Source organism: Shewanella sp. AC91-MNA-CIBAN-0169, from assembly GCF_040310165.1.
Lineage (GTDB): Bacteria > Pseudomonadota > Gammaproteobacteria > Enterobacterales > Shewanellaceae > Shewanella.
On the sequence record NZ_JBEOPM010000004.1, the window covers coordinates 141,846 to 159,512 of the forward strand.

Genomic DNA, 17,667 nt, shown 5'->3' on the forward strand with positions numbered 1-17,667 from the left:
AGATTATTGGCTTTTTTGCTGTTTGGCGCGAACGGTTAGGTATGCCACAAGTGCAATAATAATCACTAAAAACACAATGCTGGTGCTGGTGGTACCAAACCCTAGGCCGCCTTTACGAATGGGTTGTGACAGTAAGTCGCCGATAGATGCACCGAGTGGACGAGTTAATATATAAGCCAGCCAAAAGCACAATACGGCATTCGTCTTGAAGCGATAAAAGACTAGGCTTATCAGCGTAATTAACCCACCAAATACGATTGCCGACATGCCATAACCTACATTCATATCTTCCGATACCCAATCGCCCACAGCAGTACCAAGTGCGAAGGTAAATAGAATGGCCAACCAATAAAATAGCTCACGTTTAAGAGTGACAATGGAGTGGATGGATAAGGTGCGTTCTTTACTGAACCAGTATGTAAATGTTGCCGCTAATAATGCGCTAAACACCGCTGTCGATACCGGTAGAGGCACATCGAGTTTGTCTGTAAGAATGTCGGTGACTAAGGTGCCAAAAATACTGATAAGCACCACAACACTCCAATATGCACCTGGGCGATATTGGCTTTGTTTAAGCTGCACCCATAAGGCGAAAAGTAAAAATACTCCCATGATGATGCTGGTATTAATCATGCCTACGTGAAGATGGAAGCTAAGATAATCTGCTGCGGTTTCACCAACGGTGGTCGACATCATTTTGATGACCCAAAAAATCAACGTGATTTCAGGTACTTTGTTGAGCCAACTGTGTTGCGGTGCATTGCTGCTATTTAGGGTATTGCTGGTTACTGGTGTGATGACTATTGGTTTCATGTGGACTCCTGATCCAGTAGTGAAACATGCTGTAGTCATATAGTGCCGAGCAATACTTAGCCCAAACATAGGGCTAAGTATAGAGCGACTTTTTTCGGTTATTTTTTAGCGATAGCATTTGGCTTGGTTATTAGACTAAGACATATAGGTAAACCATTTCGTTAAGCACTTACGGAGGTACTTTCATCAAATACTTTTGTGAACCATTACGGCGCATTGATAATTTTTATGCAGTTCTGGGCGCCATATATTGCGCTATAGATTACACCTAATTTTCAACAAAAGTGCTCAGTAAGTAGCTTAAAAAAGAACGGTTCGAGAGTATCTTGCATAGCGTGAGTGTGCGGTGTGTTAGTTACAGGGCACTCATCACCAAAATGACTGACGAGTTGCCCTATTTGCGCGGAATTCCATTCAGGATGAAACTGCAAACCAATAGCCTGTTGGTGGTGATACATTTGCACATTACACTGTGCTGAACGAGCCAGCGACACAATACTGTCAGGTAAGTTGATGGCTTGATAATGCCACTGCGGCACAGCCATTATCGTACCATCAGCAAAGGTTACCTCATGCCAACCCAGTTCAGGATTAGGCATATCAATGACTTGGCCACCAAGTTCAATTGCCAATAACTGCGCGCCCAAACAAATGGCCAATAAAGGGACTTGTTGAGTTAATGCCTGTTTAATTAATCTTGACTCGGTTTGCATCCAAACAGGGTTATCCACCACATTCATCGGCCCACCTAAAATAATTAATCCTCGGTAAGCATCGAGATTTTCGGGCAAAGATTCTGGTGCATAAAAACACTCAAGTTCGATACTGTGTTGTTTAGCCCACAGTGCCATTCTACCGACGCCTTCGGCAGGGTGATGCTGAAATACTGCAATAGTTTTGTGGATCATTTCAGTTCATCCAACTCTATATACACTCTTGAAACCGTAGTTATTGGACGAGTGATGTTTGGCTTTGTGTTTGGGGCCACTAGAGAAGTGTTTTTAGGTGTTGTGTCTGGTAATGCAGCACGAAGTTGGGCTTCATTGTTAAATAAGTTTGCCGTATCAATAGGAATAACTATTTCTGCGGGTAAGCTATTGCCAACATTATCGAGGCGTACAATATGATCGGCATCGGGTCGAGTCGTCAGGCGTTTAACGAGAAACTGTACCTTATCGTCAGGGGTATTATTAACCTTAAGGTAAGTATTGTTGCTGGTTTTTTGTTGCTCGAACTGAGTATCTAATTCATTGAATACTAACACCCTAGTCACGGTTAGCCCTTGGTTCTTCCATTGCATTTCACCGCCGCGTTCAAAATGGCCTTTAACAATATCAACGTTTAAATGTTCAATATGACTTGGATGAGCGGGAGATAGCATCGATAGGTCAAATTGTTGCGGCACTATGGTCCAAATTGGATATCCGCTAGCTGCCGATAACGTTAAGCCGTTGATTACCGCTGTGTTGATCTGAGGATCATCAAAGGTTAGTTGCAACACGACTTGGGCATTATGTGGGAGGTGAAACATCGGTAAATGCGAGGCAAATAAACCATATTCACTGCCAAACAATAGCATGCCGTGAAGTCCAACTCGAACTTGTGGCGTTACAGGGCTATTCGATGAGGTATCAACTTGTGTCGCGTTGGTAGTCAGTGGCAGTAGCATCAAAATGGCCAATAAACCCCGACTGAAATACTTGTAAAAGCGGCGTATGGATAATGGCGAAAACAGTGTGGTGATATAGCGATTTAATAGCATATTAGCGGCTCTTCTGTGTAGATGGCAGATGGGGCCGTCCCCGATGTGAATACCTGTCGATGAAAAGTGGTGAATGTCAGGCTGAGGTCGTCCTCAATGGGTTAATCATATCGATTAAATATATAATTAACCAGTTGTTATGCAGGGTAACTCACAATATGGATTCAGTTCCAAAAGCAAACCTATGCAGTAATTTTATTGAAAGTCCTACCTACAATTGATTAGTCGACATTCGCTGTTATTTGCACCAAACATTAACAATAGTTCCCGTTTTGGAATTGATTCCATCGCTATGATGAAGCGTCAATAATATAAAAAGGGGTGATAACCTATGAGCAATATAGATCTATTAGGGCGCCGTAAGTTTATTGCAGGTCTAGGTATTGCTGCTGGTGCAGCGATGGTAGCACCAGCAATGGCAGTGTCTGAAAAGGCAGATGGTGTTAAATGGGACAAAGAAGTTGAAATCGTCATTATTGGTTCTGGTTTTGCGGGGTTAGCTGCCGCAATCGAAGCCACCAAACATGGTGCAAAAGACGTTCATATATTTGAAAAAATGTCCTATTTTGGTGGTAACTCGGCGATTAACGGTGGGCTTTTTGCCGCACCAGGCACGCCGATGCAAAAGAAAGAAGGTGTTGAAGACTCGGTAGACCGAATGGTTAATGACCAATTATTGTCTGGCCGTGGCATTGCCGATGAAGGGTTATTGCGTCATGTCGCATCTCATGCGGTTGAAGCGTTACAAATGACCTTAGATGCAGGTTCTGAATACCATCCTTACTTACAACAACTAGGTGGTCACTCGGTTGCACGTACTTACCAAACCTCAGTAAGTTGTGGTGCTGGTATCACCCAACCATTGTACAAAGAGTGTAAACGTATTGGTGTAAACACCCACAATCGTTCAAAATTTGAAGGATTCCTCGTTGGTAATAAAGGCGAAGTTGTTGGTGTTAAAATGCGTCAAAATTATCACTTTGGCGAAGACCAGCCTGGTAAAGTCCTCAATATTCGCGCCAAACGTGGTGTGATTATGGCTACCGGTGGCTTTGCGCAAAACGTTGATTTACGTATGGCGCAAGATCCAACCTTAACTGCAGACGTTGGTTGTACCAACGCACCAGGTGCAACAGGCGAGGGTATGTTCGAAATGTTCCGTTTAGGAGCTATTCCTGTGCATTTGGCTCACATTCAATCAGGCCCTTGGGCTTCACCTGATGAAGGTGGCTTTGGTTATGTGTCTAACTATTCAATTTTCAACTTACCTCATTCAATTGCTGTTAGCCGCACAACCGGTAAGCGTTTCATGAATGAAATTGCCGATCGTAAAACACGTGCTGATGCTGAATTAAGTAACCGTGATGAAAAAGGCAATCCTGTACCACCACTGTTGATTTCAAGCTTTAAAGACTCTAAAGCACATCCAAATACCGAAAAAGTGATTAAGTACAATGTCGGTTGGAAGTTTGAAAGCCTTGAAGAGTTGGCAACACACTTTGGTGTCCCTCTAGCTGGGTTAAAAGCACAAATCGCTGAATACAATGGCTATGTAAAATCTGGCGAAGATAAGCAGTTTGGCAAAGATATGACGTTGGCTAAAAACAAAATGATCGAAGCGCCATTTACTGTCGTTCGTTTGTGGCCAAAAGTGCATTACTGCCAAGGTGGTGTAAAAGTTAATACCAAAGCCGAAGTAACAGATAGCTTTACTGGTAAGTCTATTACTGGTCTTTATGCCGCGGGTGAAGTGTGTGGTGGTATTCATGGCGTTAGCCGTTTAGGTAGTTGCTCTATCCCAGAATGTATGGTGATGGGCATGACTGCTGCTAGAAGTCTTATGAACGTTTAACCAGACCAGTGAACAAGAGGAATCATTAATGAAAAACTTTAATATTATACTTGGGCTGGTACTACTTGGATTAACCAGCTTATCAGTACAGTCAGCAGAGATCCGTGACTACCATAAAGAGGTTATCGGTAAAGACTGTAAAACTTGTCATGATAATGGCATCAAGCAGTTTCCATCTGATCAGTCCTGTTTGCAGTGTCATGATGTTGATGACTTAGCAAAGAAAACCGCCAGAAGTGAAGAAGACAAGTGGCAGAACCCACACAATAACCTTCACTATGGTAAAGATGTACCTTGCCAAGAGTGTCATGGCGAACATACACCTAAAAAACCATTATGCAGTAACTGTCATACGTTTAAGTTTGATAAGCATAAAGGGTAAACTAATTTAAATTGATATTAGTTTTAAAAGCCGCATATTAATATGCGGCTTTTATATTATAGGTGATTATCTTTTTCATTATTCATTATTCATTATTTATTATTTATTTTTAATTTAGATTTTAACTTATTAGATATTAAGTTATTAGGTTTTTAATTATTAGGCTTTTAATTATTAGGAATTTAAGGTTGAACGCCTAAGACTTTTACAATCACTTTTTAGATGTTAATTGTATTTTTGTTGTTTATATTTGTTGTAAGTATGTTGGATGTAATTTTTTGGAATTAATTCCAAGGGTAACATTCATCCGTCTTAAATAATAAAGAAAGATGGATGATATGAAATATAATACCTTGTTCGTTATGATGTTGTTATCTAGTTCTGCTATGGCGAGTGAAATACCTAGTTTTTTAGATAAGAACGATGTCGATAATGCTGAGTTCACTTGTTTAGGAGAGGAATCTCAGTACGATAAAAATGATCAAAAATATGTCGATATTTTATGGAATGAAACACTGCAATATTTACAATCTTACGCGGTAGCATTAACCAATAGTGAAAATGGTCCATGTTTAAATTCAGACCAAGCAATGTACGATTCTACCGAAGGTGGTAAGAATATGTGCATCATGGATCGCAGAGACATGAAGCTATTAGTGAAAAACATTTATCAAGTTATTAATAATCCAGATAAAGCGAAAAAGTGTTTTGGTGCGCGCCAAGACGTCGATTGGATTTACAGCCCTGGTGGCCAATTAGCTGAAAAATCCCCCGTAGCTAAATGGCTTAAACGTGCAACATTCGATTCCTTTTTTGACACAAAAGTCACTAATAAAGACGTGCGTAAACTCGGCAAAGAGTTTACTAAAAACTTTACTAAAATGGTGACGGGCGATGAAGTGAAAATGCCCTCAGCTTTCCCAACAGATATTAGTGCCAATGCATTACCTAATTTATGGGCTGCAGCAGGTTGGTACCCAATGTATGCTGAAGAAAGTAAACGCAATGATAAAAACTTCAACAACATTCGTGGTGGTTATGCCTATGCCGAAATTTTTGGTCACTGGGGACTATTACGCATAGACGAAATTAACGGAGAAAAGGTTGGTGCAGAAGTCGGTATGACAGTGCAATCAGTCGATACCTTATATCCCTATCATAACCATGCAATATCTGAAATTTATTACAACATGCGCGTGCCTGCGTGTGCGAATGAGTTTAAGAGCTTTGCCGTGCGTGAAGATTCACCGTTAATTAACACCGTTAAAGACGACGACAACGTTAGACAAGTTCAGTTTGATGCAGGTCAACACAATGGGCAGACTATGTGGCTGTCGAGCAGTGCTGATATCGATCCGCTAATGTATTTTCATCAAAATACTATCCATGCCTTTGAAGTCGATGGCAGCTGCGAAGCTAAGCCAGAAGAGCGCGCTATCGTGTCTGTTTGGGCAAGAAGTAATGCCAACGACAAGCGTAATGACTATGGCACCACATTGCTTTGTGAGTCAGCTAAAAACCCCGGTACACCTGCTCATAAAGATGAAGTTATTCAATGTGACTTAACAAAAATAAAATGGTAACGGCCAAGTTATTAATTATCGAATTGGGAAATACAATAAAATGAAATTATTAAAGTTATCTTTATTATCTACTTTAGTATCGCTATGCATGGTTTCTTTTTACTCTACAGCACAAGATGTTGAAGATGGAATTAACGTATCCGGTACCTTAAGAGCTAATTATTCATATAAGCAATATAGTGATAGTTCTAAAGATAAATCAGGTGATTTAACCTTTGAGATGGCATCCGTTAAATTCAACGGTAAATTAGATAATTGGGGTTTATCTTCTGAATATCGTTTTTATGATGGATGGGAAGCACTACGTTATGGTTATGCCTTTTATGATTACTCAGAACAATTGCAAATTCAATTTGGTATAAATCAAGTACCATTTGGTAACCCGGGTTTTATTTCAAATAGTTTTTGGTTTGGCGTACCGTATTATTTAGGTTTTGAAGATGATTATGATGCAGGTATTAAAACGGTTTATTCAAATAATGGTTGGGGAACTGAGTTTGCGTTTTATAAAGGCGCTGAATATGGTGCCAGTCGTAATGAACGATATTCAACAGACTTATATTCTGGCCAAGTCAACGGCACTGACTATTACAATGAAGAAACTAACCAATTAAATTTACGCCAAACCTATGCGATGGAGTATGAAGGCGGTAAAACCGTGGTGGGTGCTTCGGTCGAGGTAGGGCAGATTTATAATAGTAATACTGGCAATAATGGTGACCGATATGCCGTCGCGTTACATCTCGACAGTAGTTATAAAGGTTGGGCGCTGCAGTTACAGGCAATGCAATATGAGTACAATGCTGCTGATGCGTTAGACGATAACAAGCTTGCGGTATCGGCTTACGATTGGCAGTACGAAATTGCAGCTAAAGCGCAAGCTTATAGCATAAACATTGCTAAAACGATCACTACCAGCTGGGGCAGTGCAAAAATCTATAATGACTTTGGCGTGGTAACCCCCGATGTTGACAATGAAGACTATGACAACAGCTATCAAAATGTTACTGGTGTTGCGTTATCTTCAGGACCAACATACACCATGATTGATTTTATTATGGGTAAAAATATGTATGCCTCTACGCGTGATAATGGTCATGTTGGCTTACCTGAAATGGGTGATAGCTGGGACCACCGCATCAATATCAACTTTGGTTACTATTTTTAATCGCTAGTTTATTCGTTAGATAGTCACGTTTCACTTTTATCTCCTCTTAAATGCCAATCCTTGGATTGGCATTTTTCTATTTTCATCCCCGTTAACATCTCTGCTCCATCACAGCTTTTTCAGTTAACTGGCCAATAAACCTGCAGACAAAACACCTCTTTTGGCTTGCAATGCAGTTAATTGATCCACGTCTACATTCGTAAAATCCCAACAGAGTACTATCACGATCTCTAAAGCAGTAATCCCTGCTATTTCATTCAAGACATTTAGGTTTTAAATAGAGTTAACACTATGATGATATTAGAAATAATTATTGTGCTTGGGGCGATTTACCTCGGCGCAAGAATGGGCAGCATAGGGATAGGTTTTGCTGGAGGTGTAGGGGTATTAATTCTTACCGTTGGATTAGGGTTAACGCCAGGTGCTATCCCCATCGATGTAATGCTGATTATTATGTCGGTTATTACCGCCATAGCTGCGATGCAAGAAGCGGGTGGCATGGACTATTTGGTATCTATTGCTGAAAAATTACTGCGTAAGCACCCGAAACACATTACTTTTTTAGCACCAATAGTGACTTACACTATGACCTTATTTGCCGGAACTGGTCATACAGCATTTTCGACGCTGCCTGTGATTGCCGAAGTGGCTAAAGAGCAAGGCATACGACCATCTCGGCCGTTATCTATTGCCGTAGTGGCATCACAAGTGGCGATTACTGCATCGCCTATTTCTGCTGCCGTGGTATTTTTCTCGGGTATTTTAGAGCCGTTTGGGGTGGATTATTTAGTGTTGTTGGCTGTGTGTATTCCATCGACGTTTATTGCTTGTTTAATGGGTGCAGCAGTTGCGTCGATACTCGGCAAACCGTTAGCACAAGATCCTATCTATCAACAGCGTTTAGCCAGCGGATTGGTGAAAACCCGTGGTGAAACTCAAGTCACGTTATTACCGGGTGCTAAGCGATCGGTGGCCATATTCTTGATTGCGATAGTGGCGGTGATGTCTTATGCCACTGCGATATCTGACAAAGTGGGCTTAATTACACATCCAGTGCTGTCGCGCGATGTGGCTATTATGTTGTTTATGCTCTCTGCCGCAGCAGCAATAACGTGGTTTTGCCGTTTAGATGCCAGTAAAATTTCTAACGCATCAACATTTAAGTCTGGCATGTCGGCGTGTATTTGTGTGCTGGGTGTAGCCTGGTTGGGTGACACTTTTGTGTCTAATCATATTGACGAAATTAAAAACGTTGCAGGAACCTTACTTCAAAGTCAGCCTTGGCTGTTATCGGTAGCGTTATTTTTTGCCTCAATGTTGTTGTATTCACAAGGGGCAACCACTAAAGCGTTAATGCCTGCTGCATTGGCGATTGGAGTGAGTCCATTAACGGCAATAGCCTCATTTGCAGCGGTTAGCGCGTTATTTGTATTACCTACTTACCCAACGCTGTTGGCTGCCGTAGAGATGGATGACACTGGCTCAACGCGGATTGGCAAGGCGGTTTTTAACCACCCATTTTTGATTCCTGGCGTGGTGACAATTACGTCGAGTGTGTTATTGGCCTTTTTGTTTGGCAGCCTAATGCTGTAAGGCATAGTGGAAACGAGAGTAGATATGTAGATATGTAGATAGTAGAGCAGGCAGAGCTGGTTGATGTGAGAACTGGCTAGTCGAGTTGATAGCCCTTGTGCTCGACATTGGCTTTAATCAAATTAATCAGCTGTAACGTAGCGTAGGTTTGCGTATCTGGGTTGAGATAAAGCGATTCATTAAACATGGGCAGTATAGGTAATCCATGTTCAATCGGGTCTAGCACCTGCATTTGGTCGGTGATTCTAAATTCGGCTATTGGCGCAATCACTAAGTCGTTCTCGACAGCCATGCATAAGGCTTGTGGTGATGGGGTCGACAGCAATACATTAATGGGCCGCATCGAGAGTCGATGGTTAGCAAACACTTGCGCTCTAATCGGGCAATTTTCTGGATATAAACCCATCAGGATCGTCTTGCGCTTATGAGCGTTGCCTTCGACCGCCGCAACCCACTTAAAGCGACGAGTAAAGAGTAATTCGCCGTTAGTCGGTAGTTGCCAATGGGTTGCGACAATGACGTCAAATTCCCCTTGGTGTAAGCGTTTGTATAAGTTACCACTTACGTCAGTGTCGATAACAAGCTCTATGTTAGTAAATTCGCGGATAAATTCTAATAAACAGCTGCTTAAGTAGCACTTTATAAAGTCGGTGGGTACACCAAGGCGGATCACTTCACGGTTTTGGCAATCTTTTAACTCATCAATAGCTTGTGAATTAAGTTGCATCATTTTATAGGCGTAGTTAAGCAGCGTTTCACCAGACTCGGTCAAGGTCACGCCTTTGTTGTCTCTAATCAGCAAGGTTTGGCCGACACTTTCTTCAAGTTTTTTAACTTGTAGGCTAAGTGTTGATTGGGTTCGGCAAATTTTATCGGCTGCTTTAGACAAGTTGCCACATTCAGCAACAGCAATAAAACTTTCTAATAATTCTATTTTTAACATGGGCTATTGAATAAGTTCATAGTGGTATCAGTATTACTCAATAAAGGGTATCCACAAAGCTTGCTATAGTGTAAATGTGAACTGTTAACGCTTTATTAACCCAAATAAGATGAGGCCCGAAATGAGCAGCTGGGAACAACGTGGCAACTATCTGATAGAAGTATCACAACGTTGTTTAAAAGGGCATAAAACCTTTGATTTATGCCGCTCGCATTTAGTTCAAGCTAGCCAGATATCTAAAGGCACCATCTACAATCACTTTACCTCAGAGGCCGACTTAATTATTGCCGTTGCCTGTGCGGACTACCGCAATTGGCTGATGCAAGCTGAACAAGACACGCAGCAGTATAGCGACCCTTATTTACGGTTTATTTTTCATCATTGCCAACGTTTGTATCGTATTTTGTCTGAGCAAGCATTTGTCATTGCCCGAGTGGTTCCTAACGAGGCCGTTTTATCACAAGCGAGTGATTACTATCGTGAGCGCTTTGATCGCGTGCTTGAGCAATATAAACAGTGGAATGCACAAACCTTAACGGAAATTGGTGAGGTCAGTGGTTTTAACCGTAGTGAGTTATTGTGTGACTATTTACGCGGTGCGATGATCAATAGTGATGATGCGCAAAAGCACTATAACGATGCAGAAATGTACTATCAACATAGTTTTGCTATGACGCAACTTATGGGGCATTCACAAAAGCGTCCACCTAATATTAAGGTGTTTGTACAGTGGTTGGCTGACAAAAAGGCATAAAAAAACCGTGTTTAATAACACGGCTTTTTATTAACTATTAGTAACTTAACGCATAGTAACAAACTCTTCTGCGCCAGTAGGATGTATCGCAACAACTGAGTCAAAGTCTGCTTTGGTTGCGCCCATTTTCATTGCCACGCCAAAACCTTGCAGTATTTCATCCATGCCAAAACCGATACCGTGAATACCGACAACCACTTCATTATCACCCGCACAAACCAGTTTCATTTTGCAGGCTTGGCGATGTGCTGTAACAGCTGAGTACATAGAGGTAAACGTTGAGGCGTAAACCTTAATATTGTCTTGGCCATACTTTTCAGCGGCTTCTGGTTCAGTTAAGCCCATGGTGCCGATGGGTGGATGGCTAAATACCACTGTCGGAATTAAGCTGTAATCCATTTTGGCATCAGGTATGTTGCCGAATAAACGTTCTGACAATAAACGACCCGCTTTAATCGCGACGGGAGTTAATTCAACACCGCCCGCCATAATGTCGCCAACACAATAAATACCTTTCGCGGTGGTATTTTGCTGCTCATCAGTAATGACATAGCCTTTAGCATCTAACTGCACATCGGTATTTTCTAAGCCGATATTGCCCGTTGATGGTGAACGACCAATAGCCCAAATTAGGCAGTCAATCGTTAAGCTTTGGTCATTTTCTAATAGTAACGTCAGACTACCATCAGCATTTTTGGTGACCGATTTAGGTACGCTGTGAGTATGAAGCGTTGGTCCATCGGCGGCCATAGCATCAACTAATGCGTCGGTCAAAATTGGGTCAAAGTTACGTAGTGGTGCATGCTTACGTACTAATAAATGAGTTTCGCTACCTAGTGCATGTAATACACCCGCCACTTCAACAGCTATATAACCGGCACCCACAACTGCGACACGCTTAGGTTGTTCACGTAATGCGAAGAAACCGTCTGAGTCGATACCGTATTGTGCACCAGGAATGTTAGGAATTGTTGGTGCTCCGCCAGTGGCAACCACAATATGGTCGGCAGTGTAGTGCTCGCCATCAACTTCAATGGTGTTGTTATTAATAAAGCGACCATAGCCATTTAATAAGGTGACCTTATTGCTCGCAAATCCACGGCTATAAGCATCATGAATGCGACTAATGTAGGCTTCACGATTGTCGACTAGTGTACTCCAATCGAATTTATTGACGGTAACATCAAAACCATAGTCTTTAGCGTAGAGGTTCAGCGCTTCAGCGACATGAGCGCCATACCACATGACTTTCTTAGGGACACAGCCGACGTTAACGCAAGTGCCGCCAACGTGTTTTGCTTCAATAATTAATACTTTTGCGCCACGCATTGCTGCACGGTTTGCTGAGGCGATGCCGCCACTGCCTGCGCCAAGCGCGATATAGTCAAAATGTTGAGCCATGATGATCTCCACTAGTTTAATGTATCCATTGTAGGGGGGATTGTGTTTGCAATCTAGTCGTTAAACCAATGCATTGTTAACGTTTATGTTGGCATTCACCACGGTCAACGTTATTAGGGCCGCTGGTTGCGCACTTAAGACAGGTCCACTCGCTTTCCCTAATATCAATTTCATCTTGATAATGACTAAATTGACTGTTTTGGGTCTGACGTTGTTTTTTCTGAAGATGTTTTATGCGGTTATTGAGCCAGCGACAACTTGGATCATTGGCGATTGTTTTACTGGCTATAGCCGTGTTGGTTATGGTGGAGTGCTTTGAGATTGATGAGCGCGTGTTGTTTTGTTTGGTTGTTGGTTTTTTGTGGCTTGGTTTAAGGTAAATATCGTCGGCTCGATATTCTAACGCTGAGCGTTGCTCGGTGGGGATAATAATCACATTACCTTGATGATCGGTCGCATATTGCGACGGGAGTGAGTTGGCATTGTCATTGGTTAATGGGGGGCGTTTATCGGGCTCTTTGATAATTAGTTTGGTGAGCTCGCTGGCAAGTAATGAGGTACTGAGTAGCATCATCCAAACAGTAAATAATACAAATAGCATATTGATAAGTCGAGTTAACATAAGCTTCCTTGCTTGAGTAAAGGTGGCATCCAGTAGCCCCTTTAGTCTAGTCTTGGATTGCTAAAATGCTAGCAAAGCTTAAAAACTCAGTTTGAAATGCACCCCTGCATAGGTTTGATCTAAGCTGCCTTGAATATCGTCGGCACTGGCTTGTTGCTTAATGTCTCCTTGAGCGATGCTGTGGCTAATGTGCGCAGACAATGCCATTGAATCATTAAGTTTCTGTTCGGCTTCTAGTCCAAATTGGAAATGGTTAGCACCGTTGTGTTCTTCACTGCTGTATTGAAAATCAAACCCCTGAACAATGTAAGGTGTCAAAGTGAAGTGTTGAGTGATTTCCCATGGACTATGTATGCTCAGTTCAATGAAATAGCCGCCAGCTTCGGTTGCATAAGTGTAGTTAACCGCGGGTACAAACCACGTTAATCCATTAACCGTTAACGCGCCGAAAAACTCATTATCAGAACAGCGCTCATCGCCATAAAATTCTAAGCGCTGATAGCCTACTGTGGCATCAATATTATTAGTGAGATGTAAGGTATATTCTAACCCTAGGTTCCATTCCACATAGTTCACCTGGTCTGCTCGACCTACAATGGCATAAACAGCGAGGTCGTTTTGTTCAATATTGGCCACTGCCCATGCAATACCGCCATGATCTAAATTGTCACGACCTTGAGTGACATAATTATTTTCCCAAGCAACATCAACCCCTGCAGTCGGCTGGTATTCTGCCGTGGCGAATGCTGACGAGGTTGTCAGTAAACACATCATAATAGCCATTGTGCGATAAAAGGCGCGGCTACAATGGTTACGGTTTGATAGGCAAAAATCAAAGGTCATGTTTATTGAACTCATAATAGAAAAATGGAACAGTGCTTTTAATAAAGCGAATGGTAGTCCTTTTAACGTGAAAATAAATGATAATCAGTCTCGTTTGGGATCTGCCTGTCAATATTGATTGTGTAAATGAAGTGTAAAGTTAAATTGGGACCTGAGTCACTCTATTTATTGAATAAACCAGCTAGGTAGTAGAGCTGGTTATACATTAAATCAACGATAATATGGTCAAATTTGGCGATAAGAAGGTCAGATTATCGCCTCGAAACCGAGGTTATATTTATTAGGATAAATTGTTTTTACGCTTGAAAACGGCAACATTTAACCCAATATAGGCTAAATACTCACGCGACATATTTCGAGGAATCTTTATGAGCAATCCATTGCTAAGTAGCGCAGAATTACCAGAATTTTCAAAAATTAAACCTGAACACATTCAGCCTGCAGTTGAGCAAGCCATTGCCAAATGTCGTGAGACTATTGAAGTACTATTAGCAAAAAATAGCCAATACACTTGGGACAATCTCATTGAGCCTCTTGAAGACGTTGACGATGAGTTAAGTAAAATGTGGTCGCCGGTGTCACACATGAACTCGGTGATCAGTAGTGATGAATTACGTGATGCTCACGATGCTTGTTTGCCGTTGTTGTCAGATTACGGCACCTATGTTGGCCAGCATCAAGGTTTGTACGAGGCGTATAAATCGATTCATGAATCGACAGACTTTGCCCTGTTAACTCAAGCGCAAAAAATGGTGATAGAGCAGAGCTTACGTGATTTTGAATTGTCGGGTATCGGTTTGGATGACAGTCAAAAAGCGCGCTATGGCGAAATGGTTAAACGCTTATCTGAACTCACCAGCAACTTTTCTAATCAACTGTTAGATGCCACCGAAGCGTGGACTAAGCTTATTACCGACGAAGCAGATTTAGCGGGTTTACCTGAGTCAGCCATCGCCGCAGCTAAAGCTATGGCCGACGCTAAAGAGCAAAAAGGTTGGTTATTCACCTTAGACTTTCCGTCTTATTTACCCGTAATGACCTATAGCGAAAACCGTGAGTTACGCGAAGAGTGTTACCGTGCATTTGTCACTCGCGCATCTGACCAGGGCCCGAATGCCGGTGAGTTTGATAACACCAATAACATGAATGAAATTGTGGCATTGCGTCATGAGTTAGCCAATTTACTCGGTTTTGCCAGCTACGCAGATAAATCGTTAGCCACCAAAATGGCAGAAAATCCAGCACAAGTATTGGGCTTTTTAAATGAGTTAGGCGAACGGTCTAAAGACCAAGCGTCAACTGAATTAGCCGAACTGCGTGCCTTTGCCAAAGACCATTACAACGTGACCGAAATGGCCTCATGGGATTTGAGTTTTTACGCTGAAAAACTGCAGCAACACAAGTACGAAGTGTCGCAAGAAATATTGCGTCCGTATTTCCCAGAAGACAAAGTCTTGTCAGGCTTGTTCTATACCGTTAATCGCTTATTTGGTTTAACCATTAGCGAACAAAAAGGCGTAGACACTTGGCATAAGGATGTTCGTTTCTTCCATATTCATGACGCCGATAAAGTACACCGTGGCAGCTTCTACCTAGATTTGTATGCTCGTAGCGGTAAACGTGGCGGCGCATGGATGGACGATTGTCGTGGTCGCCGGGTTACCTCTACTGGTTTGCAAAAGCCGGTAGCGTATTTAACCTGTAACTTTAATGGTCCTGTCGATGGCAAACCGGCATTGTTTACCCATGACGAAGTCACCACCATGTTCCATGAGTTTGGCCACGGCATTCACCACATGTTAACCAAAGTGGATGTGGGCGGAGTGTCGGGTATCAATGGTGTACCTTGGGATGCGGTAGAGCTACCAAGTCAGTTTATGGAAAACTGGTGCTGGCAAGAAGAAGCGTTAGCGGAAATATCTGGTCACTATGAAACGGGCGAACCATTACCCAAAGTATTGTTAGATAAAATGCTAGCGGCCAAAAACTTCCAGTCGGGCATGATGATGGTGCGCCAACTTGAGTTTTCACTGTTCGATTTTAGAATGCACCACGAGTTTGACCCCGCTAAAGGCGTCGATATTCAAGGCATTTTAGACCAAGTTCGCAGCCAAATTGCGGTATTAACCCCGCCAAGCTTTAACCGTTTTCAACACGGTTTTGCGCACATTTTTGCGGGTGGTTATGCCGCAGGTTATTACAGCTATAAATGGGCCGAAGTATTATCGGCAGATGCGTTCTCGCGTTTTGAAGCCGAAGGTATTTTTAATGCTGAAACAGGTAAAAGCTTCTTAAATAACATTCTTGAAATGGGGGGAAGTGAAGAGCCAATGGAGCTGTTTAAACGCTTCATGGGCCGTGAACCCAATACAGATGCTTTATTGCGTCACTGTGGTATTGCTGTTTAATAGGATTCATTAAAGGAAGAGGAGGCGCTGAATAAGTGTCTCCTCTTTTTATATCAGCTGCATATTATTTAACCATAAACGTTCGATAAACGTACATTAATTAAAGTTGGTGACACTTTTTACTTTTAAAAGATATATATCTATTGCCTTAGTGATATTAACGCCATACATTTATGGTTGAAAACTTATAATTACACTTGAATGGATTCTTAACATTGTCAGCCATCCCAAGCCCTATCTTTTTCGAACTAACACCCGGGAAAATTGTTGATTTACAGATCGACCACCCCGTTAAGCTTCGCATAAAAGCGATGTTAGTTGGGTATGATCTCGGTCAATATATTATCTTAAAACATCCAGCGCCGCATAATATGAGTAACTATGGCGATGTATTTGTTGATGGTAATGTTGTCGTCGTTCGATACCTATTAGAAGGTCAGCAAGGCGAGTGTTATGCGTTTAAATCGACAATTAGGAATATCACAAAGATCCCTGAAAAATTTATCTTTTTACGCTACCCAGATAAAATTGAAAATCGCCAGCTTAGAACTCATCAACGTTTCATTACTCATTTACCTGCATCAATTGTTGCAAAAGAAAATCAAGATGTTAAAAAAGCCGCTCAATTAAAGGGTATGATTTCGGACATATCAGCCAAAGGCTGTGGGTTTGTATTTAAAACGGATAACCCAAAAATCAAAGTGAATCAAAAAGATATCTTCATTATCATACGTTCTCCTAGTGATAAAGAAATAACCATTCCGGCAAAGGTGTGTAATAGCCGTTTTGAAAGTGGGAAAGTCAATGTGGGTATTCAATTTGAAGAAAATGATTTGCAAATTAAGGATCTATTGAATCAGCTTTTCATTGAGTTATAACGGAAAATACCAAAGAAATAATTCGTTAATAGGTTTTTTGTAAGAGTTGATCATTCCATAACATAGCCAATGCTGTTTAAAAATCGACCTTAAGTGTCTAACTAAAACATCTATAGGTTGTATACCAGTAATTTATTAATTTGAATTTTACATTTATTGATTTAGTTTTGTGTTAATCGATAAATATGAAAAATAATTGTAATAATCATGTTGAAAATCTACACTTATTTAATTCTTACAGTTATTAATTGGCGGTATTAAATACTATCGGTCATTTGTTATGCCTTTCGTTCTTGAAGGACTTCTTTAAACGCGAACATGCCATTTAACGCTGCTGGAAAACCGGCATAAATAGACATTTGTAACAGCACTTCTTTTACTTCTTCTTCGCTGCAACCAACATTCAAAGCGGCATTTAGATGGACTTTGAGCTGAGGCCTACAATTGCCTAAAGCGGTTAGTGCCGCAAGAGTGGCTATTTCTCGCGACTTTACATCTAAGGCGGGTCGGGTATAGATATCGCCAAACGGATATTCAATGGTAAATCGGGCTAAGTCAGGGCAGATATCTTGCAGGCTTTCGATAACATTATGACCTGCTTCGCCGTCAATTTTTGACAACTGTTCCAGACCTAAAGTGAATCTTGAGTTTGGCATTGATGTACT

At 41.6% G+C, this 17,667-nt stretch carries 16 protein-coding genes; 8 read left to right on the forward strand and 8 right to left on the reverse strand.

The features are described 5' to 3' along the window. Positions 1 to 3: 3 nt before the first annotated feature. From AAEY98_RS05945 to AAEY98_RS05955, 3 genes are all read right to left on the reverse strand, one after another. On the reverse strand, positions 4 to 813 hold the full coding sequence (locus tag AAEY98_RS05945) for a COG4705 family protein (RefSeq protein ID WP_351015583.1): 810 nt from the start codon (positions 811 to 813) through the stop codon (positions 4 to 6). Positions 814 to 1,088: 275 nt separating this feature from the next. Further along, entirely contained in the window at positions 1,089 to 1,721 is a 633-nt protein-coding gene (locus AAEY98_RS05950) for a type 1 glutamine amidotransferase (RefSeq protein ID WP_182744920.1), read from the reverse strand. Beyond that, on the reverse strand, positions 1,718 to 2,575 hold the full coding sequence (locus AAEY98_RS05955) for a hypothetical protein (RefSeq protein WP_351015586.1): 858 nt from the start codon (positions 2,573 to 2,575) through the stop codon (positions 1,718 to 1,720). The genes AAEY98_RS05950 and AAEY98_RS05955 overlap by 4 nt, the downstream gene beginning before the upstream one ends. Before the next feature lie 331 nt (positions 2,576 to 2,906). Here AAEY98_RS05955 and ardA point away from each other — a divergent pair, with 331 nt between their 5' ends. From ardA to AAEY98_RS05980, 5 genes are all read left to right on the forward strand, one after another. After that, positions 2,907 to 4,427, forward strand: coding sequence for an acrylate reductase flavoprotein subunit ArdA (gene ardA, locus AAEY98_RS05960; protein WP_101088569.1), 1,521 nt, complete (start codon positions 2,907 to 2,909; stop codon positions 4,425 to 4,427). A 28-nt stretch (positions 4,428 to 4,455) separates the two neighbouring features. Beyond that, complete coding sequence (gene ardB, locus AAEY98_RS05965) at positions 4,456 to 4,809, forward strand: acrylate reductase cytochrome subunit ArdB (RefSeq protein ID WP_124016726.1); 354 nt, start codon at positions 4,456 to 4,458, stop codon at positions 4,807 to 4,809. 338 nt (positions 4,810 to 5,147) lie between these two features. Beyond that, positions 5,148 to 6,392: a dimethylsulfoniopropionate lyase DddY gene (gene dddY / locus AAEY98_RS05970; RefSeq protein ID WP_351015589.1), complete on the forward strand. Its 1,245-nt coding sequence runs from the start codon at positions 5,148 to 5,150 to the stop codon at positions 6,390 to 6,392. A 40-nt stretch (positions 6,393 to 6,432) separates the two neighbouring features. After that, on the forward strand, positions 6,433 to 7,560 hold the full coding sequence (locus AAEY98_RS05975) for a hypothetical protein (protein ID WP_351015592.1): 1,128 nt from the start codon (positions 6,433 to 6,435) through the stop codon (positions 7,558 to 7,560). A 291-nt stretch (positions 7,561 to 7,851) separates the two neighbouring features. After that, positions 7,852 to 9,153, forward strand: coding sequence for an anaerobic C4-dicarboxylate transporter (locus AAEY98_RS05980; protein ID WP_101088568.1), 1,302 nt, complete (start codon positions 7,852 to 7,854; stop codon positions 9,151 to 9,153). A gap of 76 nt (positions 9,154 to 9,229) precedes the next feature. On the opposite strand, the gene AAEY98_RS05985 is transcribed toward AAEY98_RS05980, so the two are convergent. Next, entirely contained in the window at positions 9,230 to 10,096 is an 867-nt protein-coding gene (locus AAEY98_RS05985) for a LysR family transcriptional regulator (protein ID WP_162024128.1), read from the reverse strand. 121 nt (positions 10,097 to 10,217) lie between these two features. Between AAEY98_RS05985 and AAEY98_RS05990 the strand changes: the two genes are divergently transcribed. Then, positions 10,218 to 10,850 (forward strand): TetR/AcrR family transcriptional regulator, encoded by a 633-nt coding sequence (locus AAEY98_RS05990; RefSeq protein ID WP_101088566.1) that lies wholly within the window; start codon positions 10,218 to 10,220, stop codon positions 10,848 to 10,850. 45 nt (positions 10,851 to 10,895) lie between these two features. Here AAEY98_RS05990 and gorA read toward each other — a convergent pair whose 3' ends face one another. The 3 genes from gorA to AAEY98_RS06005 all read right to left on the reverse strand — a co-directional run bounded on the left by gorA (position 10,896) and on the right by AAEY98_RS06005 (position 13,716). Next, positions 10,896 to 12,251 carry a glutathione-disulfide reductase gene (gene gorA, locus AAEY98_RS05995; RefSeq protein ID WP_351015596.1) on the reverse strand — a complete coding sequence of 452 codons (1,356 nt, stop codon included), beginning with the start codon at positions 12,249 to 12,251 and terminating at the stop codon, positions 10,896 to 10,898. 76 nt (positions 12,252 to 12,327) lie between these two features. After that, positions 12,328 to 12,873 (reverse strand): hypothetical protein, encoded by a 546-nt coding sequence (locus AAEY98_RS06000; protein WP_351009184.1) that lies wholly within the window; start codon positions 12,871 to 12,873, stop codon positions 12,328 to 12,330. 78 nt (positions 12,874 to 12,951) lie between these two features. After that, positions 12,952 to 13,716: a hypothetical protein gene (locus AAEY98_RS06005; RefSeq protein WP_254439839.1), complete on the reverse strand. Its 765-nt coding sequence runs from the start codon at positions 13,714 to 13,716 to the stop codon at positions 12,952 to 12,954. Positions 13,717 to 14,084: 368 nt separating this feature from the next. Here AAEY98_RS06005 and prlC point away from each other — a divergent pair, with 368 nt between their 5' ends. Together prlC and AAEY98_RS06015 are read left to right on the forward strand one after the other, a co-directional pair. Continuing rightward, a complete protein-coding gene (prlC, locus tag AAEY98_RS06010; RefSeq protein WP_162024123.1) occupies positions 14,085 to 16,124 on the forward strand; it encodes an oligopeptidase A in 2,040 nt (679 codons plus the stop codon). 197 nt (positions 16,125 to 16,321) lie between these two features. Next, positions 16,322 to 17,002: a PilZ domain-containing protein gene (locus tag AAEY98_RS06015; RefSeq protein ID WP_351015601.1), complete on the forward strand. Its 681-nt coding sequence runs from the start codon at positions 16,322 to 16,324 to the stop codon at positions 17,000 to 17,002. 278 nt (positions 17,003 to 17,280) lie between these two features. Here AAEY98_RS06015 and AAEY98_RS06020 read toward each other — a convergent pair whose 3' ends face one another. Then, on the reverse strand, positions 17,281 to 17,658 hold the full coding sequence (locus AAEY98_RS06020; RefSeq protein WP_351015604.1) for a carboxymuconolactone decarboxylase family protein: 378 nt from the start codon (positions 17,656 to 17,658) through the stop codon (positions 17,281 to 17,283). Between the last annotated feature and the right edge of the window lie 9 nt (positions 17,659 to 17,667).